We start from the raw sequence: 24425 nt of genomic DNA on the forward strand, positions 1-24425 counted from the left end.
GCAGGGGGACCGCCCGAAAGGTCCACGACCAGCGGCTACACGACCAGGGAGAGCAACAGCACGCACCCGATCCCGACCACCGAGATCAGCGTCTCCATCACCGACCAGGTCTTCAGCGTCTGGCCGACGCTCATCCCGAAGTACTCCTTGACCAGCCAGAATCCGGCGTCGTTGACATGGCTGAAGAACAGCGAGCCGCAGCCGATCGCCAGCACCAGCAGCGCCACATGAGTGGTACTCATCTCCGCGGAGAGCGGGGCCACCAGACCGGCGGCCGAGATCGTGGCCACCGTCGCCGAGCCGGTCGCGAGCCGGATGGCGACCGCGATCAGCCAGGCCAGCAGCAACGTCGACAGATGCCAGCCCTTGGAGACGTCCAGGATCATCTGGCCCACGCCGCAGTCCACCAGCGTCTGCTTGAAGCCGCCGCCCGCGCCGACGATCAGCACCACGCCGGCGATCGGGGCGAGCGACTTCTCCACCGTGGCCGCGGTCCGCCCGCGGCTGAAACCGGCCGCCCGGCCGAGCGTGAACATCGCGACGAGCACGGCGGTCAGCAGCGCGATCAGCGGCGACCCGACCACGTCGAAGACCCGCTGCACACCGGCCTCCGGATCGTCGACGACCACGTCCACCAGGGCCTTGGCCAGCATCATCACCACCGGCAGCAGCACGGTGGCCACGGTTATCCCGAACCCGGGCCGCTTCTCCAGGCCGTCCGACGCCCTGTCGGGCCCGGTGCCCGGGGTGTCCCCGGAAGAGAACAACATCTTCTCCGGCGGGCGGACGTCCACCCAGCGGGCCGCGTAACGGGAGAACAGCGGGCCGGCGACGATCGCGGTCGGCACCGCGACGACCACGCCGAGCGCCAGGGTGATGCCGAGGTTCGCGCCGACCGCGTCGATCGCCACCAGCGGGCCGGGGTGCGGCGGGATCAGACCGTGCATGACGGACAGTCCGGCCAGCGCCGGGATGCCGATCCGCATCAGCGAGAAGTTGCCGCGCTTGGCGACCAGCAGGACCACCGGGATCAGCAGCACGATGCCGACCTCGAAGAAGATCGGCAGTCCGACGATCCCGGCGATCAGCACCATCGCCCAGGGCATCGCCCGCCGTCCCGCCCGCGCCAGGATCGTGTCGACGATCTGGTCCGCGCCGCCGGAGTCGGCGAGCAGCCGGCCGAGGACGGCACCGAGCGCGATCAGCACCCCGGTCCCCGCGACGGTCGTTCCCAGCCCCGTCGAGAAGCTGGCGATGACCTTGTCGAGCGGCGCCCCGGCCACCGCGCCGAGCACCAGCGAGCCGATGATCAGCGACAGGAAGGCGTGCAGCTTGAACGTGGTGATGAGCAGGACGATGACGGCTATGCCGGCCAGGACGGCGATGCCCAGCTGTGCGTGACCGGCCGAGGTGATCGGCTCGGTCGCGTCCGCTGCGAGCATCTCGACGCTGAGATGAGTCACGGCGCTTCCCATGGTTGGAGGGGAGGGAGGACTTGGGTGGACGGGTGGAGGAGAACGGGTTATCCGGCGGAGGAGGCCAGCGCGCGCAGTGCGGCCACCGCCCGCCCGGCGATCTGCTGCGGGGTACCGGAGACGTCGACCGCGACGCCCGCCTCGTCCGATCCGAGGGGTTCGAGCGTGGCGAACTGCGAGTCCAGCAGCGCGGTCGGCATGAAGTGGCCCCGGCGCTCGGCCATCCGCGCCTGGATCAGCGCGCGGTCACCGGTCAGATGCAGGAAGACGAGGCCCGGGGCGGCGGCCCGCAGCCGGTCCCGGTAGGCCCGCTTGAGCGCCGAGCTGCTGACCACGCCGCCCCGCCCGGCCCGGTCGTGCGCCCAGGCGCCGATCGCGTCCAGCCAGGGGCCGCGGTCGGCGTCGTCCAGCGGGACACCGGCCGCCATCTTGGCGATGTTGGCCGGGGGATGGAAGTCGTCGCCCTCGGCGTACGGGACGCCCAGTTCGGCGGCCACCAGCGGGCCGATGGTGGTCTTGCCGGTGCCGGCCACGCCCATCACGACGATGACGTCAGGGGCGGCGTGGGGAGTGCTCATCCCGGGTTACCTCACTGTCTTCCTTGACCCGTGCACCCCACTGAAACCCATTACATATGACGTATTCAAGAGTCCGTGATGCAAACGTCATACTTAATTGGCCGGGGTGCGGGAACGTACGCTTGCTCCATGGAGAACGAGGGGAAGGGCCTGCACGGCCGCGTGCTGGAGGCCCTCGGGCCCGAGATCACCGCGGGCGACCACCCTCCGGGCACGGTCCTGCGCACCGACGAACTGGCGCAGCGCTTCGACGTCTCCCGCACGGTCATCCGCGAGGCGATCCGGGTCCTGGAATCCATGCAACTGGTCGCCTCCCGGCGCCGGGTGGGGGTGACCGTCCGCCCCACCGAGGAGTGGAACGTCTACGACCCGCGGGTCATCGGCTGGCGGCTGTCCGGCCGGGACCGCCCCCGCCAGCTGCGCTCACTGACCGTGCTGCGCTCGGCCGTCGAACCGGTCGCCGCGGGGCTCGCCGCCCAGCACGCCACACCCGCCCAGTGCGCCGCACTCACCGAACACGCCCTGGGCATGGTCGCCACCTCGCGCGGCCAGCAGCTCGACGCGTACCTGGTCCACGACGTGGCCTTCCACCGGGTGATCCTCACCGCCTCCGGCAACGAGATGTTCGCCCGCCTCGCGGACGTCGTCGCGGCCGTCCTGACCGGCCGCACCCACCACCACGTCATGTTCACCGACCCCGACCCGGCGGCGGTCACCCTCCACGTCCAGGTCGCCGAGGCGGTCCGCACGGGCGACGCGGGGGCCGCGGAGCGGCTGACCCGCGAGATCACGACGGGCGCGATGGCCGAACTGGACGTGTTGGCGCCCTAGTCGGGCCACCACGCACTCGACCGTCCCCCCGTTCCGCTGCGCTGTGCGGCGCCTCCCACGTACTCGGCCGTCCCGCCGCGGTGGTCGCTCGCCGGTGCGCGCTGTGCGGCGCCGCGTACGTACCCGTCTGGAAGGGATCGCGTGCTGCCCTAGAACAGCGGCTGCTGCCCCGGGAAGGGGGGCTCCTCGGGGTCGAAGAGCCGCTCGGCGGGGGCCATCAACGGGGCGATCCGCCGCGACCCGGGACAGGAGATCAGCTCCAGGCTCGTCCGCCGCCCCGGCGGGTCATGCCGGGCGTAGCGGCCGCCGACGACGGCGATCTCTCGGGTACAGACGGGGCACGCACGGCGCGGACTGGACATGCGTCCATTGTTCCCTCCCCCGTACCCGGCCGTCCCGCCGCGGGGGTTGCTCGCCGTTGCGCACTGTGCGGCGCCCCGGGCTACAGCCCGGCCGGCGGGACGTACGTGCCCCACACGGACCGCAGCGCATCGCACACCTCGCCCACCGTCGCCCGCGCGCGGAGCGCGTCCCGCATCGGGGGGAGGACGTTGTCCGTGGACGCCGCGGCCTTGCGGAGGGCGTCGAGGGCGGCGGTCACGGCGCGGTCGTCGCGCTGGGACCTCAGCCGGGCGAGCCGTTCGACCTGCTGGGCCTCGATCGCGGGGTCGACCCGCAGCGGCTCGTACGGTTCCTCCTCGTCGAGGAGGAACCGGTTGACGCCGACGACGACCCGCTCGCCGGCGTCGGTTTCCTGAGCGATCCGGTACGCATTGCGTTCGATTTCGTCCTTCTGGAAGCCCGCTTCGATGGCGGCCACCGCGCCGCCCATCTCCTCGACCCGCCGCATCAGCGTGAGGGCGGCCTCCTCCACGTCGTCGGTCATCGACTCCACCGCGTAGGAGCCGGCGAACGGGTCGACGGTGGCGGTCACATCGGTCTCGTGGGCGAGCACCTGCTGGGTCCGCAGGGCGAGCCGGGCCGCCTTGTCCGTCGGCAGGGCGATCGCCTCGTCGAAGGAGTTGGTGTGCAGCGACTGGGTGCCGCCGAGCACCGCGGCGAGGGCCTGGACGGTGACCCGGGCGAGGTTCACCTCCGGCTGCTGGGCGGTGAGTTGCACCCCTGCCGTCTGGGTGTGGAAGCGCAGCATGTGGGATTTCGGGTTGCGTGCGCCGAATTCCTCGCGCATGACCCGGGCCCAAATCCTGCGCGCGGCACGGAATTTGGCGACCTCTTCGAGGAGCGTGGTGCGGGAGACGAAGAAGAAGGACAGCCGGGGGGCGAAGTCGTCGACGTCCATGCCGGCGGCCAGCGCGGTCCGGACGTATGCGATGCCGTTGGCGAGGGTGAAGGCGATCTCCTGCGCGGGAGAGGCGCCGGCCTCCGCCATGTGGTAGCCGGAGATCGAGATGGTGTTCCAGCGGGGGATCTCGGCGCGGCAGTACTGGAAGACGTCCGAGACCAGCCGCAGCGAGGGCGCCGGGGGGAAGATGTAGGTGCCGCGGGCGATGTACTCCTTCAGGATGTCGTTCTGGATGGTGCCGGTCAGGTGGCCGGGCAGGACCCCTTCTTCCTCGCCGACGAGTTGGTAGAGGAGCAGCAGCAGCGCCGCGGGGGCGTTGATCGTCATGGACGTGGACACCTTGTCCAGCGGGATGCCGCCGAACAGCACCCGCATGTCCTCGACGGAGTCGATGGCCACCCCCACCTTGCCGACCTCGCCGGAGGCGATCGGGGTGTCGGAGTCGTGGCCCATCTGGGTCGGCAGGTCGAAGGCGACCGACAGGCCGGTGGTGCCGTGGGCGATCAGCTGCCGGTAGCGGGCGTTGGACTCCCGGGCGGTGCCGAAGCCCGCGTACTGCCGCATCGTCCAGGGCCGTCCGGCGTACATCGTGGGGTGGATACCACGGGTGTAGGGGTAGCCGCCGGGTGCGCCAAGGCGGCGCTCCGGGTCCCAGCCGGCCAGCGCCTCCGGTCCGTACACCGGCTCGACGGGCAGACCGCTCTCGTTGTGCCGCACACTGCCCGGTTCCTGCGCCATGGAAGTACGCCTCCGCCTGGGTGACCGCGATCCGGTGGTCCATTTCCGACGGTCGATGCGCCGTCATCACGGTTTTACGCCGTGCTCACAGCATGCCCGCAGGTTCGCCACGCCGCAGCGCTGGGAAGCATCTCCACTGGCCGATCGGGCCGCCCAGATCCGGGGGTAGCGCATGAGGCGGAGCAGCGGAAGACGTACGGCGCCGGTGGTGACGGTGCTGGTGGTGGCGGCGCTCGCGGTGGGCTGCCGGCCGGTGACGGTGACGAGGACCGGCGCCCCGGACAGCAAGGGCGTCCGTTACGCCCCCACCACCCCGGCTCCCCCGCCGCTCACCGTCCGCCCCACGCCCGCCCGGCACACCGCGCCGGCGCGCCCGCACCGCACCGGGCATCCGGCGCCGCGGGCCCCCCGCGCAATGATGACGGTCGGCTCGCACGGCGGGCAGGTCCGCGAACTCCAGGCGCGATTGACCCAGCTGGGTCTGTTCGACCGCACCCCGACGGGCTACTACGCCTCGGCCACCGCCGCCGCGGTCCGCGCGTTCCAGAAGCGGCAGGGGCTGCCGCGTACGGGGACGGTGCAGCCCGCGGCCTGGCGTGCGCTGCGGGACCGGACCCGTGAGCCGTCGCGGACGGAGCTCTACCCGCCGACCACCAGACCGGTCGGCGTCCCGGACGCGCGCTGTCTGCGGGGAAGGGTGATCTGCATCAGCAAGCGGAGCAACACCCTGGCCTGGGTGGTCGACGGGCGGGTGGTCTCCGCGATGGACGTGCGGTTCGGCTCGCAGTACACCCCGACCCGCGAGGGCACCTTCGTCGTCACGTTCAAGAGCCGGCGCCACGTCTCGACGCTGTACCACACGGCCATGCCGTACGCGATGTTCTTCAGCGGGGGCCAGGCGGTCCATTACTCCGCCGACTTCGCGGCCCGCGGCTACCGCGGCGCCTCGCACGGCTGCGTCAACGTCCGCGACCGGGACCGGATCGCCGCGCTGTTCGCGGCGGTGCACAAGGGGACCACGGTGGTCGTCTACCACTAGCCGGGGGTGGACCACCGAGAAGGAAGAGAGAAGAGGAGAAGGGCGCGGGCAGGGCCGGGGGAACGTGCCCCGCCCGCGCCAAATGCGCTGAGCCGTGGGTACGGGGGGAACCCCGGCTCGTCGCGCAGCCGATGACCAGTCGGCTTCACTCAGTACTGCGTCACCGGCTCGAAAAACGTCACACCCGGCCGGAGGCCGCGGTGCTCGGGGTCGCCCCGGTGGGATCCGTACTGGTCACGGACGGCGTGGGGGCGGGGGTGGAGGCACCGGGGGACTGGGAGGGCTGGTCGCCCTCCTCGTCGCCGGAGCCGCCGGTGCTGCCGCTCTCGCCGGTGGCCCCGGTGCCGCCGGTGGCCCCAGTGCCGCCGGTGACATTGCCGACGACGCCATCGTTGTCACCCGAGCCGCTACCGGACTGATAGCGCGACAGGTAGGCACGGCAGAAGGTGTGCACGTTCTCCGCGCCGCCGGCCCGGCGTTCGAGGCGCTGCCGCGTCTCGCGGTCCATGCGGTCCCGATTGCCGGATTCGTACTCCTGACAGAGAGTGAGCAGAGGCTTCTTCTTGGCGGCCCGGCCCGGGTCGCCCTTCTTGCCGCCCGAGTCACCGTGCCGGCCGGGGGTACCACTGCCCGGCACCGTCGCGCCGGGACTCGCCCCGGGCGTCGCGGTGTCGGAAGGCGCGGTGGACCTGCCGCCGTGCGTGGCGTCGGGCGTGCTGCCCGTGGTGCCGTCGGTCTGCGCCTCGCCGGGCTCAGTGGTGGGCAGCGGTCCGGGCGTCCGTGCGGAGGAGGCACTGGAACCCGGCTCGACGCCCCCGCCACCGCGGAAAGGGCCGGGCAGGACGCCCGCCCCGGCCGCGACGGCGACCCCGCCGATGGCGCAGGCCGCGAGCGCGACGGCGAAGCCACGCCGGAAGGGGCGGGCGAGCCGGGTGCGTTCGGTGACCGCGGTGGCGTGGACCCGCGGCACGGCGGCATCCGATCCGCGGTCCGCCGAACGGGCGCCGGACCCCTGCGGAACGGCCCTGCGGAACGCGGCGACGGCGGCCTCTTCACCGGGCAGCGGCACCGTCTCGGGCGCTCGTGCGCCGAGCGCGGCGGCTGCTGCCAGCAACTGTTCGAGTTCCTGTGCGCCGGCGTCGTACGGGGAACTGACTCGTTCACCACGCAGCAGTCGCTCCGCGGTGTCCTTGTCGAGCCAGTCGTACCGATCGTCGGCCATCACATGTCCTTCTGCGTTCGTGCGGCCGATTCCGTCACACCCGGTAGGCGGGAATCCGCCACGCCCCCGGGGCGCTGCTGCTCGGGGAGGTGGTCCCCGGCGCCCGGCGAGTCACCGATCAGCTCGGCGAGCTTCCGCAGTCCGCGGTGTGCGGCGGTGCGCACCGCGCCGGGCCGTTTGCCGAGCACCTCGGCCGCGCTCTTGGCGTCGAGCCCGACCACCACCCGGAGCACCACGGCCTCGGCCTGGTCCTGCGGCAGCCGGGATATCAGCTGCATGGTGCGTCCGGTGCCGAGGGCCTCCAGCGCCTCGCCGGCGGTGTCGGACGCCGCCGGGGTGTCGGCCAGTTCGCTCTCGTCGCCGCCGATCGCCGGGCGCCGGCCGCGCATCCGGATGTGGTCCAGGGCGCGGTTGCGGGCAATTCGGGCGGCCCAGCCGCGGAAGCGGTCGGCGTCGCCGCTGAAGCGGGACAGGTCCCGGGTTATCTGCAGCCAGGCCTCGGAGGTGACGTCCTCAACGTCCGCTTCGCTCACCAACGTCCGCACATACCCCAGAAGTCGGGGGTGTACGGCGCGGTAGACGGTACGGAACGCTGCCTCGTCGCCGTCCTGCGCCGCCTGCACGGCCACCGTCAGCCGGCGGTCGTCCGGCTGAATGTCGTCCCCTCGCACGGGTCCATCCTGTCGCACGTGGAATGTCCGCCGCCCGGTCCTTGCTGTTGATGCTTCGGTTCGCCGTCGATCGGGGCACTCCGGGAGAACCTCCGGTAACCCCGCCTGTTCCTGCTGACCGTAACCCGTGCGCACACCCGATCCGCACCCGGGCCGGATCGCGGACCGCACGGGGCCGGAACACGGCAGACCGTGCGCCCACCGGCGCGGATGCGCACGTTACGGGCCTGGCCGGGCCCGCGTCCAGACCACTGGCCGTGCCACCGCCCGCACCCCGTGTGACGCTTTCGGGCCGTCCGACGCTGTACCGGATAGAGGGCCGTCACGGCCCTTCACGAACGACGGCCGGGGCCTCTCCTGTGGGGGGTGGCGGCCCCGGCCGTCCTCGTGGTCTCACATGGAACGTGAGGCCGCCCTCGGCGCCCCCGTCGCGGAACCCTCACCCCGTAACGGGGTGTGGCGGCCCCGGCCGTCTCTCCCGGTTTACCGCTCTGACCTGGGACGATGCGCAGCATCGCTGGCCAACGCCGCCAGCTCGCGACCAACCGGCCAGACGCCTCCTGTGCTCCTGAGCAGCCCGACGCGCCGAGCCGTCCCGCACGCCGGCTTGCGGGGCCCTTCGGCTCGGCGCTCGTCGTCCCGGGCCGTGGTGCGGCCCGGTGAGTGGTGTCTCGCCTTGACCGGGACCCCAACGGGATTCTCACCTGCTTCTAGACCGTTCGTGACCTTGCTGTGACGCCAGTCGTGGTGCGGAAACGCTCAGAGGCATCATCCCCGCCCGGTAGGGGCGTACGGCCATGGTGAACCCTGGTTTCGCGGGGCCGGGGAGCTCCCAGTTCCCTGTGGCTGCAAGCGCTACCGTAAAGCCATGACCGCACTGCCCGACTGGATGCGCCCGCCCCGTGCAGAAGGCTGGTTCGCGGAGGACCTGGATCACCTCCCCGAGGCACCGCGCCACACCGAGTTGATCGACGGAGCCCTCGTATTCATGATGTCGCCTCAGCGGTCCTGGCACGGCCGACTCATCACCGCCCTGACCACCACGCTCATGGCGCAGGCGCCGACCGGCATCGAGGTCGAACGGGAAATGACGATCCGCCTCGATGCCCGGAACCGCCCCGAGCCGGACCTCTTGCTGACGGATCTGCCCTACGACCCCGACCGCACCTGGTACGCCCCCGAAGCCGTGAAGCTCGTCGTGGAAGTCGTCTCGCCCGAGTCGGCCCACCGCGACCGCACGGTCAAGCTCCGCAAATACGCGGAGGCCGGTATCCCGCACTACTGGTGCATCGAGGAAGAAGACGGTTCCCCCATCGTCCATGTGTACGAGCTCGACGCACCTACGGGTGCCTATGCGCCCGCCGGAATCTTCCGAGGCTCGCTTCGGCGAGCGGTGCCCTTCGAGATCAATCTCGACCTCGACAAGCTCATGCCTCCCCGGAACAGCTGAGGAGCCATGGCCGGGTCAGCACCGGGACAGGAAACAGGCCGGTGACCAGGGGTGGCGGCCCCGGCCGTCCTCCACGCCTCCTGTGCTCCTGACCGGCCCGACGCGCCGAGCCGTCCCGCACGCCGGCTTGCGGGGGCCTTCGGCTCGGCGCGCGTCGTCCCGGGCCGTGGTGCGGCCCGGTGAGTGGTGTCTCGTCTTGACCGGGACCCCAACGGGATTCTCACCTGCTTCTAGACCGTTCGTGACCTTACCGTGACGTCAGTTCGCGGATGCGGGACCTCTCCGGGAGACCCAGCCTCCGCCGGGTGCTCGCGCGCACTGAGCTGGCCGGCATCCCGGTGCCCGCCGGGCGTGACCCCGTCCTGGCGGAGCAGGTGGTCCTCACGGTGCTTCGCTGCGCCGGGTGCCGGTGGTGGGGCAGGTCGCGTTTGCCGGACGTTAGCGGCGCGGCAGCCGTGCGATAGCGGACCCGGCCAGAGTGGGTGACGTACCGAGGAAACAGCGACACCGACCGCTCTGGGGGACCCGAATGACCGCCGACACCACTGCGCGCACCGCCCGTCGCCGCACCCTGCGCATCGCGGCCGCAGCTCTGACCGCAGCCGCCGCGCTGTCCCTGACCGCCTGCTCCGGCTCGGACGCCGCCGGCACGAAGCCCGCGGCCCACGCGGACACGAGCAAGGCCGCCGCCGATTCCAGCGGTGCGGGCTCCGCCGGGTCCGGTGACGCGGGCTCCTCCGCCGGGGCGCAGGATGTTGACGCCAAGGCGGGCCCCGGCGCCAAGACCGGTGCCAAGACCGGTACCAAGCCGGGTGCTGCGGCCACGCAGTCGGGCGGTGCGCATGCCGCCGGCGGTGGTGGTGGGGCGGGCTCGGGTGTGGAGCGCTGCCACACCTCCGGCCTGAAGGCGTCGTTCGCCACGGGCGGCGATGCGGCCCCGGACCCGGACGCGGACGGGCCGACGACCACCAGCGTCGTGCTGACCAACAAGGGCAGCCGGGCTTGCAGGATCGGCGGTTTCGCGGGTGTGGACCTCAAGTCCGAGAACGGCGGCGAGCGTTGGTCGCTGGCCCGCTCGTCGGCCAAGCACGGCTCGATCACGCTGGGGCCCGGGGACAGCACCGACTTCACGATCAACCTCCTGATGACCAAGGAGGACGAGGGCTTCTACCAGCCTGCCTTCGCGGACATCACCCCGCCCAACGAGACCACGTCGCTCACCATCAAGTGGCCCTGGGGCACGCTCGTCGACCAGCGCGCCGCCACCCACCCGGGCACCTTCGTCAACCCCATCGGCTGACGACCTCGGCGCCGCCCCGGTCATGCGGGCGTGGCTCGGGACGTCCTGTCCCGCCGCGTCCGCAGGGGCCGCCCTTGTCCGGGCTGATCTTGATGTTGCCGCCGGGCCATGTCGGTTCCTTCTCTCGTTGGGTGTCGCCGCGGCCGCTGGGCCGCACACACCGGGCTCTACGGGGCACCCGCCGGAGTGGTTCACGCCTGGTGCGGTACGGCGTTCCCGCACGGTGCGCCGGGCCGGTCGGCAGGAACGGGAACGGGCCCCGGTGGCAGCAGAGGAGACAGGCGGTCAGCGGTCAGCAGTCAGCGATCAGCACTGGACCGGGCACGCCCGGACAACGTGCGACGTCTCCTTGCGGACATACGTGCCTGGTCAGAGGCCCTTCACGGGCCGATCTGACCAGGGGTGGCGGCCCCGGCCGTCCACATGGCTCAGGCCGCCACAAAGCTGTGGCGGCCTCGTGCTCTCACCCGTTTGGTACCGGGTGGCGGCCCGCTCGGCGGGCCGCCTTCCTCGTCAACCGGACAGGCCCGCCTTCTTGGCCAGGGCCGTGAAGGCCGTCCAGGAAAGCGCCGGTGTCCCCGGGTCCCAGGTCTTCTGCGCCAGCGCCGCCAGCGGCAGCCGGATCCCGGCGGCCACCTGCTGCGCGGTCTGCGCTTGGGACCGGTCGCACCAGATCGCGAAGCGCGCCCCGGGGATCCGGTCCGGCCCGGTCATGGAGGAGGGGACGTCCACCGCCGTGGTGCCGCGGATCACCTTCGGCGTCCAGCTCCGGTAGATGCGCTCGCCGGTGGGATAGGTGAACTGGTTGGGTTCGCCGAGGACGTAGTAGAGGTACTCGTCGTTGAAGTTCAGCACGTTGCGGCCCTCGCGCAGGAAGGCCTCGGGGGGACGCTTGCCGTTCTCCTTGCCGGTCCAGTAGTCGACCATCCGGTTCTTGTCGGCGCTGATCGCGGGGCTGGAGAAGAAGCCGTCGTTCCAGGCCTCGATCCGGTTCTTGCCCTGCCCCTCGACGGTCTTCTGCCGGTCGTTGAGCCAGCCGGTGGCCAGGTCCTCGACGGTGCCGTTGCTCCCGTACTTCTGCCGCGCGGCCCGGGCCAGCTGCGGGTACGAGGTGGACGGCGAGGACGACATCAGCGCCTGGTACTCATCGCCGCCCAGGTGCCAGTAGGCGGGGGCGCCCTTGGGGTTGGTGAACAGCTGGCTCATCTCGCGCAGCAGCGAGTCGATCAGCGGACCCGCCGTGGGGTTGGAGATGTCGATCGCGCCCCGGATCACCCGGCCCGAGGCGTTGCGCAGCTGGAGGTCGGGATAGTGGTCCAGCACGGCGCCGAGGTGGCCGGGCGAGTCCAGTTCCGGGACGACGGAGATGTGCAGGCTGCGGGCGAGCGCGATGATCCGGCGGACCTGGGCCTTGGTGAGGTGGTCGGCGGAGACCACCTCGGGGTGGGTGTCGCTCTGGATGCGGAAGCCCTGGTCGTCGGAGAAGTGCAGCTGGAACTGGTTGAGCTTGAGGTCGGCGATCTCCCGCAGCCGGGCCTCGATCCACGCTTCCGTGAACGGCTTGCGGGCGTTGTCCAGCGACATTCCGCGCTGCGGGCGGTCCGGGCGGTCCTGGATGGTGCCCTCGGGGAGCCCGCCGGCGGCGCGTACGGCCTGTTTGACCGTGCGGGTGCCGTAGAAAATTCCGGCGTCGGTGGGGGCCGTGAGAGTGAGCCGCGTTCCTTTGGCGGTGAGGGTGTAGGCCTCGTCGGCGCCGCCCTGGACGGGCAGGTTGTTCCCCTTCTGGGTGCCGTTCTTTCCGGAGAGCTTCACTTCGATGTCTCCGGGGTGTACCGGCTCGTCGCCGTAGACGACAGTCAGCCCGCCCAGGTCACGGGCCATCAGCACGGCCTCGTCGGTGACATTGCTCCGCTTGCCGGCCGGGACCACCACGCGGGCTCCCTTGGAGGGGCGCCAGCCGCGCCCCTCGGCCCGGTGGAACTCGCGTACGGCCGGGATGACCTGCGGCGTTCCCGTGACCGGCGCCCAGCTCGGGGTCGCTGCGGGCGAGGGGTTCACCTTGGCGCTGGTGCTACCGGGGGACTCGGTGTCGGCTGAGTGGGAGCAGCCGGCGAGCAGCAGCGCGCCGGTGAGCGCCGCGGCCGGCAGCGCGGCGCGCGACGGCCGCATCGGGTTCGACATCGTGCAATCCTCACTTTTCGGGGCGAAGGCATTGCCAGGTGTGCGGGGCCGGTCGTCCACCGGATGCGCGGAAGCTCTCTCCTCCGGGTGAAATTCGCGCATCCGTCGGACAGCTGTCGACAGACGTCGTTAGCGTGGCGTCCTCGTTCGTCACCCCTTTCCCAGGGCTTTCCTGGAACCGCCGGATACCGCCGGGGTGTCGTGCTCCACGCACCACCGCCACACCCGTCGCCGCTTCGTTCCGCGTCCCGGCGTCGGTCCGCTTCCCTCAGCTTCCGTCAGCCGCCCGCCCCGCACCTGTCGAAAAGATCCGTTCGTATCCGTCCGAGGAGCCCACGCTGTCCGGTGACACCCCGGCCGTCCGGCCGACGCTGCACCCGCGGCCCGCACGGTGCGGCATACCTTCCCAGGTCCCCTCCGCCGCCGTGCCGCGGCCCCGCCCCGACGGCACGGGCCTGCGCCGCCTCAACGCCCTGGACCGGGACGGTGCGCTGGCCGCGCTGCTGGGTTGCTGCGGCAGCCGCCAGTGGGCCGGGCAGCTCGCCGACCGGCGCCCGTACCGCGATCCGGAGGCCCTGCTCGCCGCCGCCGACCGGGCCTTCACCGGTCTCCCGGTGACCGGTCTGGAGGAGGCGCTCGCCGCCGAGTCCGCCCCGCACCCCCCGGCCGGCACCGGCGGCCCCGGCGCACCGGCCGCCCGTACCGCCCTGAATGCCGCATACGCCGCATACGAGCAGCGCTTCCGTCATGCCTTCGTGATCTGCCTGGACGGCTGCCGCGAGGAGGAGGCGCTCGACCAGATCCTGTTCGGTATCCGCATGCGGCTGGGCAACACCCCCGACGAGGAGCGGGCGGTCACCGCGGAGCAGCTGCGGCGGGTGGCCCGCGGCCGGCTGCACCGCCTCGTCGTCTGAGGCCGGCGCCCGCCGCAGCGCGGGCCCGGGCTCACCACAATCGCGCCGTACATCCGCGAAAGTCCCGGTTCGTCCTTGTGTGATAGCCCGTTGGTGCCTGTTTGATCACACCTAAGGACCCCCGCGCGAGGAACCGACAGCTCGTCGATACGATGACGAGCGGCCGGTGGACCGTACCCGGCCGGGCCCGACCGACAGAGAAGCCGGCTGGCGCCCCAATCCCCGCTCCCGGAGGGTTTTTCCGTGCCGGCTGGAACGCTGTACCGCGGCCGGGAAGGCATGTGGTCCTGGGTGGCTCACCGAGTCACCGGCGTCCTCATCTTCTTCTTCCTGTTCGTCCACGTCCTCGACACCGCACTCGTACGCGTCTCCCCCGAGGCGTACGACAACGTCGTGGCGACCTACAAGACGCCGATCGTCAACGTGATGGAGTACGGCCTGGTGGCCGCCATCCTCTTCCACGCACTGAACGGCCTCCGGGTCGTCCTGGTCGACTTCTGGTCGAAGGGCCCGAGGTACCAGAAGCAGATGCTGTGGACCGTCGTGGGTGTCTGGGTCGTGCTGATGGCCGGTGCCTTCTACCCCGTGCTGCAGCACACGCTGCGCACGCTGTTCGGGAGCTGACGCAAGATGTCCGCTGAAACCACTTCCGCAGGCGCCACGAACGACGTCCGCCTCTACGACGTGGACAACCCGGCCCCGGTCATCGAGGCGCCGCGCAAGCGCACCGGGAAGACCGGCCGCGCCTCCCGGGGCAACTTCGAGATGCAGGCGTGGCTGTTCATGCGGCTGTCCGGCATCGTGCTGGTCGTCCTGGTCCTGGGCCACCTGCTGATCCAGCTCGTGCTCGACGGCGGTGTCTCCAAGATCGGCTTCGCCTTCGTCGCCGGCCGCTGGGCCTCCCCGTTCTGGCAGGTCTGGGACCTGCTGATGCTGTGGCTGGCCATGCTGCACGGCGCCAACGGCCTGCGCACCGTCATCAACGACTACGCGCAGCGGGACAACACCCGCTTCTGGCTGAAGATGCTGCTGTACACCGCGACGGTGTTCACCGTCCTTCTGGGCACGCTGGTGATCTTCACCTTCGACCCGAACATCTCCTGAAGCCGGGGCTGACTGGAACCATGAAGATCCACAAGTACGACACCGTCATCGTCGGCGCCGGCGGCGCGGGCATGCGCGCCGCCATCGAGGCGACCAAGCGCAGCCGCACCGCGGTCCTGACGAAGCTCTACCCGACCCGCTCCCACACCGGCGCCGCCCAGGGCGGTATGGCCGCCGCCCTCGCGAACGTCGAGGAGGACAACTGGGAGTGGCACACCTTCGACACGGTCAAGGGCGGTGACTACCTGGTCGACCAGGACGCCGCCGAGATCCTCGCGAAGGAGGCCATCGACTCGGTCCTCGACCTGGAGAAGATGGGCCTGCCGTTCAACCGCACCCCGGACGGCACGATCGACCAGCGCCGCTTCGGCGGTCACTCCCGCAACCACGGTGAGGCCCCGGTCCGCCGGTCCTGCTACGCGGCCGACCGCACCGGCCACATGATCCTCCAGACGCTGTACCAGAACTGCGTCAAGGAGGGCGTGGAGTTCTTCAACGAGTTCTACGTCCTCGACCAGCTGATCACCGAGGTCGACGGGGTCAAGAAGTCGGCCGGCGTGGTGGCGTACGAGCTCGCCACCGGCGAGATCCACGTCTTCCAGGCGAAGGCCGTCATCTACGCCTCCGGCGGTTGCGGCAAGTTCTTCAAGGTGACCTCGAACGCCCACACCCTGACCGGTGACGGCCAGGCCGCCGTCTACCGCCGCGGTCTGCCGCTGGAGGACATGGAGTTCTTCCAGTTCCACCCGACCGGCATCTGGCGGATGGGCATCCTGCTGACGGAGGGCGCCCGCGGTGAGGGCGGCATCCTCCGCAACAAGGACGGCGAGCGCTTCATGGAGAAGTACGCGCCGGTCATGAAGGACCTCGCGTCCCGTGACGTCGTCTCGCGCTCCATCTACACGGAGATCCGCGAGGGCCGCGGCTGCGGTCCCGAGGGCGACCACGTCTACCTGGACCTCACGCACCTGCCGCCGGAGCAGCTGGACGCCAAGCTGCCGGACATCACCGAGTTCGCGCGGACGTACCTCGGCATCGAGCCCTACACGGACCCGATCCCGATCCAGCCGACCGCGCACTACGCCATGGGCGGCATCCCGACCAACGTCGAGGGTGAGGTCCTGGCGGACAACACCACCGTCGTCCCGGGCCTGTACGCGGCCGGCGAGGTCGCCTGTGTCTCCGTGCACGGCGCCAACCGCCTGGGCACCAACTCGCTGCTGGACATCAACGTCTTCGGCCGCCGGGCCGGCATCGCGGCGGCGGAGTACTCGGCCACCGCCGACTACGTCGAGCTCCCCGAGGACCCGGCGAAGCTGGTCCAGGAGCAGGTCGAGCGGCTGCGCACCGCCACCGGCAGCGAGCGGGTCACCGAGATCCGCAAGGAGCTGCAGGAGACCATGGACGCCAACGTGATGGTGTTCCGCACCGAGCAGACGATCAAGACCGCGGTCGAGAAGATCGGCGAGCTGCGCGAGCGCTACCGGAACGTGTCCATCCAGGACAAGGGCAAGCGGTTCAACACCGACCTGCTGGAGGCCATCGAGCTGGGCAACCTGCTCGACCTGGCCGAGGTCATGGCCGTGTCCGCACTGGCCCGCAAGGAGTCCCGCGGCGGTCACTACCGCGAGGACTACCCCAACCGCGACGACGTCAACTTCATGCGGCACACCATGGCGTACCGCGAGGTGGGCGACGACGGCGCCGAGTCGATCCGCCTCGACTACAAGCCGGTCGTGCAGACCCGCTACCAGCCGATGGAGCGTAAGTACTGATGAGCACCCCGACTCTCGACAAGCACTCCGCGTCCCCGGACGCGGCCGAGGCCGGCGCTTCGCACCTGATCACGGTCACCTTCCGGATCCGCCGGTTCAACCCGGAGGTCTCCGAGGACGCCAGCTGGCAGGACTTCCAGCTGGACATCGACCCCAAGGAGCGCGTCCTGGACGCCCTCCACAAGATCAAGTGGGAGCTGGACGGGTCGCTGACCTTCCGCCGCTCCTGCGCCCACGGCATCTGCGGTTCGGACGCCATGCGGATCAACGGCCGCAACCGTCTCGCCTGCAAGACGCTGATCAAGGACATCAACCCGGAGAAGCCGATCACGGTCGAGGCCATCAAGGGCCTGACGGTCCTCAAGGACCTGGTCGTGGACATGGAGCCGTTCTTCCAGGCCTACCGCGATGTGATGCCCTTCCTCATCACGACCGGCAACGAGCCGACCCGTGAACGTCTGCAGTCCGCCGAGGACCGCGAGCGCTTCGACGACACCACCAAGTGCATCCTGTGCGCCGCCTGCACGTCCTCGTGCCCGGTGTTCTGGAACGACGGCCAGTACTTCGGCCCGGCGGCGATCGTCAACGCGCACCGCTTCATCTTCGACTCGCGCGACGAGGGCGGCGAGCAGCGCCTGGAGATCCTCAACGACAAGGACGGCGTCTGGCGCTGCCGGACGACCTTCAACTGCTCCGAGGCCTGCCCTCGCGGCATCGAGGTCACCAAGGCCATCCAGGAGGTCAAGCGGGCGCTGATCACGCGGCGCTTCTAGCACCGCCGTTCAGCACCGGCCGGGACCACAACGTCCCCGAGGGCCCCGCCCCCGTACGCACGGGAGCGGGGCCCTTCGGCGTGCCCGGCCGCGAAGTGCGGCCCACCGGCGTGCCCGGCCGGCTCCCGCTCCGCCGCCGGGTACACCAGCACCGGCGGCAGCGCGTCGTCCACCAGCGCGACGGGCGCCCGCCGGCAGAAGTACGAGGGGACGAACACCAGCCCCCGCCCCTGGAGGAACAGCTCCCGCTCCACCGGGTACACCACCTCCAGCACCGGCGGCCGCCAGCGCATCGCCGGCCCGAACGTCCGCAGCATCGCCTCCGCCCCGGACTGCCCCAGGGCGTGCACCCGCAACGCCCGGTCCGCGCCCACCCGCCCGGCGATCCGCGGCCAGGCCGGCGCGACCGCCAGGTGGTGGTACGTCCGCAGGCTGCGCGCCAGTTGGCGCAGCGCGGCCGGTTCGCCCTCCCCGATCCCGCGCGCCTCGCCCGGCAGCGCCCGGTGCCCGGCCAGCAGCGCCACCTCGGCGCGCAGCCGCTCGCGCGGGGTGCGCATCACCGCCTCCAGCCCCGGTTCGACGCCCTCCAGCGCCGCGTAGGGGGTGAGGAAGTCCGGGAAGTAGCCGCGCAGCGGCACCAGCGGGAACAGCGTCCGCAGCGGCCCGGGGCCGTGCCGCACCGCATGCTGCCGCCAGGCGGCCAGCGCCGGCTCGCCGCGGTCCTCCCGCAGGATCTGCAGGCTCAGCACGGTCTCCCAGAGCGGGTCGGCACCCTCCGCCACCCTCGTGCGCGCCAAGTCCTGCCCGGTGAAGTGCACTCGTAACACGGCAGCCCCCTGCTTCCGCACCGCTCCCCCGAACGGCGTGCACACGAGGATCGGCCGGGCGGGCGGGTCCTGGCAAGCGGAACGCACAAGAAGACCGCGGAAAGCGCAAGAAGCTTTACGGCCTTCTTGGCGGGCGGGCGCCCGGGCCCGTCAGGCCGAGCGCAGGGCCATCGCGGCCAGGGCCGCGTCCTCCTCACGGCGCTTCCGCATGACCTGCGCATACGCCGTCAGGGCCGCCCTTCGACTGGCCAACTCGGCCATTTCCGCGTCGAGTTGCGCCATCCGCCGCTCCACGATTCCGGCCGAGAGCGCGCACGGGGTGAGTCCCGGACCGCCCTGGGCACAGGGCAGCAGTCCCCGGATCTCGTCGGTGTTCAGCCCGGCGGCAAGCAGCTCCCGGACCCGCCGTACCGTCTCCACCGCCTCCTCACCCCGATAGCGCCGATAGCCGTTCGCATCCCTCTCGGCACTCACCAACCCCTGCTGCTCGTAGTAGCGCAGCACCCTCGGGCTGACCCCCGTACGCCGCGCCAGCTCCCCGATCCGCATCCGTTCCCCTCCCCGCGCCGGGGCCGGACGGAACGGCCCCGGCACCGACTTGACCTTGACACCGGTGTCACAGTGCAACCTCTTCCGCATGACACGGATTCCCGCATCCCCGGCCCCCCTTCCGAAGCTGTCGACCACCGTCGCCGGTGACCCCGCCGGGCCCGGCGTCCTGCTGGCCCACGGAGCGACCGGCAGCGTCCAGAGCAACTACGGCGACCTCATCCCGGCCCTGACCGCGACCGGCCACCACGTCGTGGCCCCCGACTACCCCGGCTCGGGCAACTCCCCGCGCGCCGAAGGCCCGTTGGAGCTGGACGCGCTGGCCGACGCCCTGGTCGACGAGGCCACCGCGGCCGGCATGGACACCTTCACCCTGATCGGCTTCTCCATGGGCACCGCCGTCTCCGTACGGGCCGCGGCCCGGCACCCCGAGCGGGTGCGCGGTCTGGTCCTGACCGCCGGCCTCGCGAAGGCGGACGCCCGGACCAGGGTCTGGATCGACCTCTGGCTGCGCCTCCTGGAGCAGGGGGATTACACCGGCTTCGCGCAGGTGCGGGCCCTCAGCGGGCTGGCCCCCGAGAGCTTCAACGCCCTCTCCCCCGCCGAGCGCGCGGCCGTCCTGGACCCCGACCCGTCCCTGCCGCCCGCCGGTTCCGCCGAACAGGCCGCGCTGGTAAGCACCCTGGACACCACCGCCGACCTGCCCACGATCACCGTGCCCACCCTGGTCATCGCCACCACCCTGGACGCCCTGCTGCACCCGTCCCACTCCCGCTACCTGGCCGACCACATCCCCGGCGCCGAGTACGCGGAGATCGCCACCGGCCACCTCCCCATGGTCGAAAGCCCCGAGGAATGGCAGGAGTTGATCCACACCTTCCTGGCCAAGCACGAGCTGTGAGATGCGCTGGTCCGGTACCCGCGAGTGTGTCTGATGTTCCCTGACGTTCGTCAGTACCGTCCATGCGCGGCCCTGCTTACGCTCGGCCCCATGAACCACGTCACACCGAACCAGCCGAGCCGCTTCGGTAGCCGGCTCCGCCGCGGTGCGGCCGCGTTAGCCCTCGCCGCCACGCTGCCGCTGCCGCTCGCCGGCGCCGCCCTCGCCGCCCCGCACGGGGCCGAGGCGGCGCCGGCCGTCGCCCCGGCCTCCCCGGCGGCCGCCACGCTCCACCTCCCGCGCCCCACCGGCCCGTACACCGTCGGACGCGACACCCTGCACCTCACCGACAAGCAGCGCCGGGACCCCTGGGTGCCCTCGGCCGGCGCACGTGAGCTGATGGCCTCGCTGTACTACCCGGCCCGCCCGGGCACCGGCCACCACCGCGCCCCGTACCTGACCGCCGACGAGGCCCGGCTCCTCCTCCAGGGCATCCACCGCGCCGACGTCCTGCCGGCCGCGGCGCTCGCCGCCACCCGCACCCACGCCCGCACGGACGCCCGGCCGGACGGGGCGGGTGGCCACGGAAGGCCCGGGTCCCACGGGAAGAACGGGTTCCATGGCATGTACGGGACCGACGGCACGCACGGGACCGACCGCTCGTACGGGAAGCACACCGGCTGGCGCTACTCCGCCATGATCGATACCCGGCGGATCGGCGTCGCGGGCACTCCATCGGCGGCGACAGCGCGGCGGCCGCCATGGCGGCCGACCCTCGTCTCCGCGCGGGCATCAACATGGACGGCACGTTCTTCGCGCCCGTCCCCCGCACCGGGCTCGACGGCCGCCCGTTCCTGATGCTCGGCGCGCTCAACGGCCATGCGCCGCAGGACGAGGACACCACCTGGCTGCGGGACTGGCGGCGGCTGGACGGCTGGAAGCGCTGGCTCACCGTCCGCGACGCCGGCCACTTCACCTTCCTCGACCTCCCGGTCCTGGGCGGCCAGCTCGGCGTCACCGACCCCACCGCCCCGCTCCCCGGCAGGCGCTCCGGCGAGATCACCCGCGCCTACGTCACCGCCTTCTTCGACCAGCACCTGCGCGGCCTCCCGCGCCCGCTGCTGAACGGCCCGTCCCCGGCCAACCCGGAGGTGCTGTTCCAGAACCCATGACGGGTGGTGAGGGAGGAACGAGGGCATGCGAGGGGCAGGCCCCTGGCACGCCCCTCACTCACCCCTGGCTCATCCCTCGCTCACCCTGCCATCACCTTGTCGAGGAACTCCTCCAGATTCCGCACCGTGCGCTCGATCCGCGCCTCCAGCGGCAGCGTCTCCTCGTGCCGCCCGGCGAGCTGGGACTGCTTGCGCCCGCGTACGTACAGCGAACACGCGAGGTCGGCGCAGAGATACGTTCCGACGGTGTTCCCCTGCCGCCCGGACGGCCCGGCCCGCCGCGCGGCCAGCAGGCTGACCCCCGACCCCGGATGCCCGGTCATGCAGACCGAACAGACCGTCGTCTTGGTGAAACTCCGCCGCACCCCCTGCGGCACCCTGAGAGTGACACCGACGAGCCCGTCGCCCCGCGGCGCCACCAGATAACTCCGGTCCGGCGCCCCGGGATCCCGCCACCCCAGAAAGTCCAGGTCCTCCCACGGCAGTTCGGCGAGCCCCACCGGCAGATTGATCCGACCCGCCTCCCCCTTCGAACAATTCACAAAGGAGGCACGTATCGCTTTTTCACCTACGGGGTCCATAACGCCCGAAGCTAACAGCGGCCCCGCGGGCTCGTCGCTCGAATTTTTTCCGCCGCACGAGAGCGGGCCGGCACCGGAGCCGTCTCACGCCCCCGGCCGCATCATCACCGCACACTTCGTCCGGTGCGTGAGCTTCGCCTGCTCCGCTCGCGCGAGGCGCTCGGGGCCGGCGTCGTCACGACGGCGTACCGAGGCGGCCGCCACCGCCAGGTCGGCCGGCGCCAGGGCCGCGTTCACCCAACGGTGCGCGCGGGCCGGCCCCCTACCGGGGCGGCCCGCGCGGCGTTACGGCTCAGCCCCAAGCCTGGTTGCCCCTGTTGTTGCGGCGGCGGAGGGCGACCACGAGGCCGATGATGATGCCGGCGACGACCAGGACACCGAGGGCGATGCCGCCGATGAGCAGAGCGGTCTGCTTGCCGCCCATGGGCGGGTTGGGGTCGGAGCCCTTGTCGGCGCCGGGGACCACGGCCTCCTGCGGTGCCTTGCCCTGCGGCATCGGCAGCGGACCGGCCGCCGGGCCGGCGGGGATGTCACGGCGCAGGGCGGGGCCGGGCTGGATGAAGCCGTAGCCGTAATGGGTGTCCGGGAGCTTGAGGTGCTTGCCCTTCTCGGCCTGCGCGAGGCCGGCGGTCTTCACCAGGCGGTTGGCGATCTGGCCGGGGGTGAGGTCGGGGAACTTCTGCTTGAGGAGAGCGGCGGCGGCGGAGACGTAGGCGGTGGCCGCGGAACTGCCGTCGGCAGTGCGGTAGTCCGTATCGCTCTTGCCCATGGCCACGGGGATCTTCATCCCCGGGGCGAGGAGGTCAAGGGTGGAGTTGGCGTTGTTGGCGTCGTCCGGCTCACCGTATTGGTCCACGGAACCGACACCGATGGCACCGGGGCAGGCCGCCGGGTAGTTCTTCTTGGGCAGGCCGTCATTGCCGACGCCGGCCACGACCACGACGCCCTTCTCCACCGCGTAGTGGATCGAGGCGCAGGTGTCGGCGGACGGGCTTTCCACGAAGGACATGTTGATGACGTCGGCACCGTGGTCCACGGCCCACCGCGTTGCTGCCGCACCGTTCTTGTACTGGGGGAGGGGCATGATCTTGGCGTCCGGCGCCAGTCCCTTGATGCCCTCCGAGCCACCCGGTCCGTGGCCATGGCCCGCGATGATCGAGGCCATCGCCGTGCCGTGGTCCCGGATGTCCTGCCCTGGGGAGAGTTTCTCGGTTCCGTCTCCGGCCGACGTGTTCGCGAAGTTCTTACCGGCGACGAATTGACCGGTCAGGTCCTGGTGAGTCTGGCGGAATCCGCTGTCGAGCACCGCCACCGTCACCCCCTTGCCGGTGGCCTGCTTCCAGAGCTGCTGGGCCCCGAACGCCTCCAGTGGCCACTGGCCCTTCCGCACCTGGTCCGCGGAGGCGGTCCCGCCCGCGGACACCAGCAGTGCTCCGGTCAGCGCAGCACCCACCGTCGCGCGCAGTGTTCGGGTGACCCTCATCCTTCGCTCCTTCTTGCTGTGCTGTCCGGCGGCCTTGTTCGGTCTGAGGAAAGGCCCCGCACACCGGAGAGTGCGGGGCCTTTCCTCATTGGCCGCATGCGACGTTATCGTCGGCCTACTCGATGACGCGAGGGGCAACGTTACGTTGCGGGTTCCAGGTCTCCTCGTCCTCGACGAGGTAATCGGGGCGCTGTCCGGTGGTGCGCTCCTTCTCCTTGCCCTTGCCCTTCGCTCCGGCGGCGCCCATCATGCCCGCCTGCTTGCCACCACGGCTGCGGTGCAGGCCCGAGCCGCCCTGCTTGGCACCGCCCGCGGGACCGCCCGGCTTGCCGACCAGTCCGCCGCGGGTGCGGGCCTGCGAACCGCTGAGTCCGGCCGCGCCCTTGAGGCCGCCCGTTTTGCCGGCTGCTCCGGCGCCCGGCATGCCGCCGCGCATCCCGCCCGCGCCCCGGGATCCGCCCATGCCGCCGGGCATGCCGACGACACCGGGCGGGACCGCGCCGCCGGGGAAGCCGCCGGTGCCGCCGGTCACGCCGTGGCTGCCGCCGGTCGTCCCGCCGCTGAAGGTGCCGCCGCCCGTCGGCGGGGCGAGGGTGCCGCCCTGCACGCTGTCGAGACCGGTGGTCACCGGCACCTCGGGTCGGTGCAGCCTGGGGGCGTCGAACCCTTCCGGTACGGCGCCGCCGCCCGCGCCGTTGGGCATACGCGGCTGCTGGGACGCAGACGTGCGAGGGTGACTGCCGCCGATGACGGGCATGTTCACCGGCGGCGGGGCGGGCTTCGTCGACGGGTGCTTCGGCCAGTCGCCCGAAACTCCGCCCGGGTCGGTCCCGTCCTTCAGCACATCGCCGTTGCCCTGGTAGTGCGCTGCGAGCTCTTCCATGACGATGACCGCTTCGACCTGGCGCTCCTTGGTGAGGGACAGGCTGTCCCTGTTGAGCTCCAGCGCCATCCGGGCGTCCATCTTCGGATTGGCCATGTCCTTCTTGAACTGGGTGTCGTCCCCGCTCTCGTCCATGGCACGGTCCACCACACCGGGGTCCTTGATCTTCGACATGGCCGTCTTGGCCTCGCGAAGATTGTGGGCGACCCCGATCTCCGGGCCGGAAGTCCTGGTGCCGATCAGGGTCCGCTCGACGACCCGGGCGTGGCCGTACGTCCTGTCGATCTTCTCCAGGACCTTGGACGCCTCCCTGCGGAACGCATTGGCGGCCGAGCCCTCCCAGTGCGCCGTGGCGTGGTCGACGGCGTCCATGAAGGCCTTGCGGATGCCGCCGTGGCCGTTCTCGCCCGCCAGCCGGTCGGCGGAGGCCCGCCAGTGACGGCCGGAGGTTTCGATCGTCTCCGGGCTGGCGTGCTCGATCATCGCCCGGAGGGCATTGAGGCCGTGGTGGTGGAAGTTCGACGGAGAAGGCGGAGACAGCACACGGTGGCCCTTGAACGACTTCAGCCGCTCTTCCCGCTCGTGGTTCTTGCGCTGCTGCTCCATCGCCTTGGCGTTGTCGTACTCCTGCTTGGCGTCAACCATGCAGGCCCCCCTTCCTTTCCGTCTCCGCCCTTCGTGCGCGCGTCCCCGTGC

At 71.4% G+C, this 24425-nt stretch carries 22 protein-coding genes and 1 pseudogene; 11 read left to right on the forward strand and 12 right to left on the reverse strand.

Annotated elements, in window-relative coordinates:
* Positions 1-35: 35 nt before the first annotated feature.
* Both AB0G35_RS08555 and AB0G35_RS08560 read right to left on the reverse strand, forming a co-directional pair.
* On the reverse strand, positions 36-1463 hold the full coding sequence (locus AB0G35_RS08555) for a gluconate:H+ symporter (protein ID WP_360945772.1): 1428 nt from the start codon (positions 1461-1463) through the stop codon (positions 36-38).
* A 59-nt stretch (positions 1464-1522) separates the two neighbouring features.
* Positions 1523-2053 carry a gluconokinase gene (locus AB0G35_RS08560; protein WP_360945779.1) on the reverse strand — a complete coding sequence of 177 codons (531 nt, stop codon included), beginning with the start codon at positions 2051-2053 and terminating at the stop codon, positions 1523-1525.
* 129 nt (positions 2054-2182) lie between these two features.
* Between AB0G35_RS08560 and AB0G35_RS08565 the strand changes: the two genes are divergently transcribed.
* On the forward strand, positions 2183-2884 hold the full coding sequence (locus AB0G35_RS08565; protein ID WP_360945782.1) for a FadR/GntR family transcriptional regulator: 702 nt from the start codon (positions 2183-2185) through the stop codon (positions 2882-2884).
* Positions 2885-3033: 149 nt separating this feature from the next.
* Here AB0G35_RS08565 and AB0G35_RS08570 read toward each other — a convergent pair whose 3' ends face one another.
* Both AB0G35_RS08570 and AB0G35_RS08575 read right to left on the reverse strand, forming a co-directional pair.
* Positions 3034-3246 (reverse strand): hypothetical protein, encoded by a 213-nt coding sequence (locus AB0G35_RS08570; RefSeq protein WP_360945785.1) that lies wholly within the window; start codon positions 3244-3246, stop codon positions 3034-3036.
* A gap of 80 nt (positions 3247-3326) precedes the next feature.
* Positions 3327-4925, reverse strand: coding sequence for a methylmalonyl-CoA mutase family protein (locus tag AB0G35_RS08575; protein ID WP_360945788.1), 1599 nt, complete (start codon positions 4923-4925; stop codon positions 3327-3329).
* Between the two features lie 172 nt (positions 4926-5097).
* Here AB0G35_RS08575 and AB0G35_RS08580 point away from each other — a divergent pair, with 172 nt between their 5' ends.
* The gene (locus tag AB0G35_RS08580) at positions 5098-5964 is read left to right on the forward strand and encodes a L,D-transpeptidase family protein (RefSeq protein WP_360945791.1); all 867 of its coding nucleotides are present in this window, start codon (positions 5098-5100) and stop codon (positions 5962-5964) included.
* A gap of 178 nt (positions 5965-6142) precedes the next feature.
* On the opposite strand, the gene AB0G35_RS08585 is transcribed toward AB0G35_RS08580, so the two are convergent.
* Entirely contained in the window at positions 6143-7186 is a 1044-nt protein-coding gene (locus tag AB0G35_RS08585; RefSeq protein ID WP_360945794.1) for a hypothetical protein, read from the reverse strand.
* Positions 7186-7857 carry an RNA polymerase sigma factor gene (locus AB0G35_RS08590; protein ID WP_360945797.1) on the reverse strand — a complete coding sequence of 224 codons (672 nt, stop codon included), beginning with the start codon at positions 7855-7857 and terminating at the stop codon, positions 7186-7188. Before AB0G35_RS08590 ends, AB0G35_RS08585 begins: the two co-directional genes overlap by 1 nt.
* 868 nt (positions 7858-8725) lie before the next feature.
* Here AB0G35_RS08590 and AB0G35_RS08595 point away from each other — a divergent pair.
* Positions 8726-9307 carry a Uma2 family endonuclease gene (locus AB0G35_RS08595; protein WP_360945800.1) on the forward strand — a complete coding sequence of 194 codons (582 nt, stop codon included), beginning with the start codon at positions 8726-8728 and terminating at the stop codon, positions 9305-9307.
* 529 nt (positions 9308-9836) lie between these two features.
* A complete protein-coding gene (locus AB0G35_RS08600; protein WP_360945803.1) occupies positions 9837-10607 on the forward strand; it encodes a DUF4232 domain-containing protein in 771 nt (256 codons plus the stop codon).
* Positions 10608-11120: 513 nt separating this feature from the next.
* Here the strand turns inward: AB0G35_RS08600 and AB0G35_RS08605 are convergent.
* On the reverse strand, positions 11121-12788 hold the full coding sequence (locus tag AB0G35_RS08605; protein ID WP_360945806.1) for a glycoside hydrolase family 20 protein: 1668 nt from the start codon (positions 12786-12788) through the stop codon (positions 11121-11123).
* A gap of 425 nt (positions 12789-13213) precedes the next feature.
* Here AB0G35_RS08605 and AB0G35_RS08610 point away from each other — a divergent pair, with 425 nt between their 5' ends.
* The 5 genes from AB0G35_RS08610 to AB0G35_RS08630 all read left to right on the forward strand — a co-directional run bounded on the left by AB0G35_RS08610 (position 13214) and on the right by AB0G35_RS08630 (position 17354).
* Complete coding sequence (locus AB0G35_RS08610; protein ID WP_360945809.1) at positions 13214-13702, forward strand: 2-oxo-4-hydroxy-4-carboxy-5-ureidoimidazoline decarboxylase; 489 nt, start codon at positions 13214-13216, stop codon at positions 13700-13702.
* Between the two features lie 243 nt (positions 13703-13945).
* Positions 13946-14326 carry a succinate dehydrogenase, cytochrome b556 subunit gene (gene sdhC / locus AB0G35_RS08615; protein WP_360945812.1) on the forward strand — a complete coding sequence of 127 codons (381 nt, stop codon included), beginning with the start codon at positions 13946-13948 and terminating at the stop codon, positions 14324-14326.
* A 6-nt stretch (positions 14327-14332) separates the two neighbouring features.
* Positions 14333-14806, forward strand: a complete 474-nt coding sequence (locus AB0G35_RS08620) for a succinate dehydrogenase hydrophobic membrane anchor subunit (protein WP_360945815.1) — start codon at positions 14333-14335, stop codon at positions 14804-14806.
* Between the two features lie 20 nt (positions 14807-14826).
* Positions 14827-16581, forward strand: coding sequence for a succinate dehydrogenase flavoprotein subunit (sdhA, locus tag AB0G35_RS08625; RefSeq protein WP_360945818.1), 1755 nt, complete (start codon positions 14827-14829; stop codon positions 16579-16581).
* Positions 16581-17354, forward strand: a complete 774-nt coding sequence (locus tag AB0G35_RS08630) for a succinate dehydrogenase iron-sulfur subunit (RefSeq protein WP_360945821.1) — start codon at positions 16581-16583, stop codon at positions 17352-17354. The genes sdhA and AB0G35_RS08630 overlap by 1 nt, the downstream gene beginning before the upstream one ends.
* On the opposite strand, the gene AB0G35_RS08635 is transcribed toward AB0G35_RS08630, so the two are convergent.
* The gene (locus tag AB0G35_RS08635) at positions 17351-18181 is read right to left on the reverse strand and encodes a hypothetical protein (RefSeq protein ID WP_360945824.1); all 831 of its coding nucleotides are present in this window, start codon (positions 18179-18181) and stop codon (positions 17351-17353) included. The genes AB0G35_RS08630 and AB0G35_RS08635 overlap by 4 nt on opposite strands.
* A 150-nt stretch (positions 18182-18331) precedes the next feature.
* Positions 18332-18730: a MerR family transcriptional regulator gene (locus AB0G35_RS08640; RefSeq protein ID WP_360945827.1), complete on the reverse strand. Its 399-nt coding sequence runs from the start codon at positions 18728-18730 to the stop codon at positions 18332-18334.
* Positions 18731-18818: 88 nt separating this feature from the next.
* On the opposite strand from AB0G35_RS08640, the gene AB0G35_RS08645 reads away from it, so the two are divergent.
* Both AB0G35_RS08645 and AB0G35_RS08650 read left to right on the forward strand, forming a co-directional pair.
* A complete protein-coding gene (locus tag AB0G35_RS08645; RefSeq protein ID WP_360945830.1) occupies positions 18819-19631 on the forward strand; it encodes an alpha/beta fold hydrolase in 813 nt (270 codons plus the stop codon).
* Between the two features lie 90 nt (positions 19632-19721).
* Positions 19722-20782: pseudogene (locus tag AB0G35_RS08650) on the forward strand (alpha/beta hydrolase).
* Between the two features lie 80 nt (positions 20783-20862).
* Here the strand turns inward: AB0G35_RS08650 and AB0G35_RS08655 are convergent.
* From AB0G35_RS08655 to AB0G35_RS08665, 3 genes are all read right to left on the reverse strand, one after another.
* A complete protein-coding gene (locus AB0G35_RS08655) occupies positions 20863-21363 on the reverse strand; it encodes an FBP domain-containing protein (protein ID WP_360945833.1) in 501 nt (166 codons plus the stop codon).
* Between the two features lie 292 nt (positions 21364-21655).
* Positions 21656-22846, reverse strand: a complete 1191-nt coding sequence (locus AB0G35_RS08660; RefSeq protein ID WP_360945836.1) for a S8 family serine peptidase — start codon at positions 22844-22846, stop codon at positions 21656-21658.
* A 115-nt stretch (positions 22847-22961) separates the two neighbouring features.
* Positions 22962-24374, reverse strand: coding sequence for a hypothetical protein (locus tag AB0G35_RS08665; protein ID WP_360945839.1), 1413 nt, complete (start codon positions 24372-24374; stop codon positions 22962-22964).
* Between the last annotated feature and the right edge of the window lie 51 nt (positions 24375-24425).

The sequence above is a fragment of the Streptomyces sp. NPDC021749 genome (genome assembly GCF_040640655.1).
Classification (GTDB): domain Bacteria; phylum Actinomycetota; class Actinomycetes; order Streptomycetales; family Streptomycetaceae; genus Streptomyces.

What these genes read in the sequence shown, in the direction of transcription:
- AB0G35_RS08605 (WP_360945806.1), bottom strand. Translation starts at nt 12,788, where the DNA reads ATGTCGAACCCGATGCGGCCGTCGCGCGCCGCGCTGCCGGCCGCGGCG.
- AB0G35_RS08655 (WP_360945833.1), bottom strand. Translation starts at nt 21,363, where the DNA reads ATGGACCCCGTAGGTGAAAAAGCGATACGTGCCTCCTTTGTGAATTGT.
- sdhA (WP_360945818.1), top strand. Translation starts at nt 14,827, where the DNA reads ATGAAGATCCACAAGTACGACACCGTCATCGTCGGCGCCGGCGGCGCG.
- AB0G35_RS08640 (WP_360945827.1), bottom strand. Translation starts at nt 18,730, where the DNA reads ATGCGGATCGGGGAGCTGGCGCGGCGTACGGGGGTCAGCCCGAGGGTG.
- AB0G35_RS08665 (WP_360945839.1), bottom strand. Translation starts at nt 24,374, where the DNA reads ATGGTTGACGCCAAGCAGGAGTACGACAACGCCAAGGCGATGGAGCAG.
- AB0G35_RS08620 (WP_360945815.1), top strand. Translation starts at nt 14,333, where the DNA reads ATGTCCGCTGAAACCACTTCCGCAGGCGCCACGAACGACGTCCGCCTC.
- AB0G35_RS08660 (WP_360945836.1), bottom strand. Translation starts at nt 22,846, where the DNA reads ATGAGGGTCACCCGAACACTGCGCGCGACGGTGGGTGCTGCGCTGACC.
- AB0G35_RS08585 (WP_360945794.1), bottom strand. Translation starts at nt 7,186, where the DNA reads ATGGCCGACGATCGGTACGACTGGCTCGACAAGGACACCGCGGAGCGA.
- AB0G35_RS08630 (WP_360945821.1), top strand. Translation starts at nt 16,581, where the DNA reads ATGAGCACCCCGACTCTCGACAAGCACTCCGCGTCCCCGGACGCGGCC.
- AB0G35_RS08595 (WP_360945800.1), top strand. Translation starts at nt 8,726, where the DNA reads ATGACCGCACTGCCCGACTGGATGCGCCCGCCCCGTGCAGAAGGCTGG.
- AB0G35_RS08600 (WP_360945803.1), top strand. Translation starts at nt 9,837, where the DNA reads ATGACCGCCGACACCACTGCGCGCACCGCCCGTCGCCGCACCCTGCGC.
- AB0G35_RS08570 (WP_360945785.1), bottom strand. Translation starts at nt 3,246, where the DNA reads ATGTCCAGTCCGCGCCGTGCGTGCCCCGTCTGTACCCGAGAGATCGCC.
- AB0G35_RS08565 (WP_360945782.1), top strand. Translation starts at nt 2,183, where the DNA reads ATGGAGAACGAGGGGAAGGGCCTGCACGGCCGCGTGCTGGAGGCCCTC.
- AB0G35_RS08575 (WP_360945788.1), bottom strand. Translation starts at nt 4,925, where the DNA reads ATGGCGCAGGAACCGGGCAGTGTGCGGCACAACGAGAGCGGTCTGCCC.
- AB0G35_RS08645 (WP_360945830.1), top strand. Translation starts at nt 18,819, where the DNA reads ATGACACGGATTCCCGCATCCCCGGCCCCCCTTCCGAAGCTGTCGACC.
- AB0G35_RS08580 (WP_360945791.1), top strand. Translation starts at nt 5,098, where the DNA reads ATGAGGCGGAGCAGCGGAAGACGTACGGCGCCGGTGGTGACGGTGCTG.
- AB0G35_RS08560 (WP_360945779.1), bottom strand. Translation starts at nt 2,053, where the DNA reads ATGAGCACTCCCCACGCCGCCCCTGACGTCATCGTCGTGATGGGCGTG.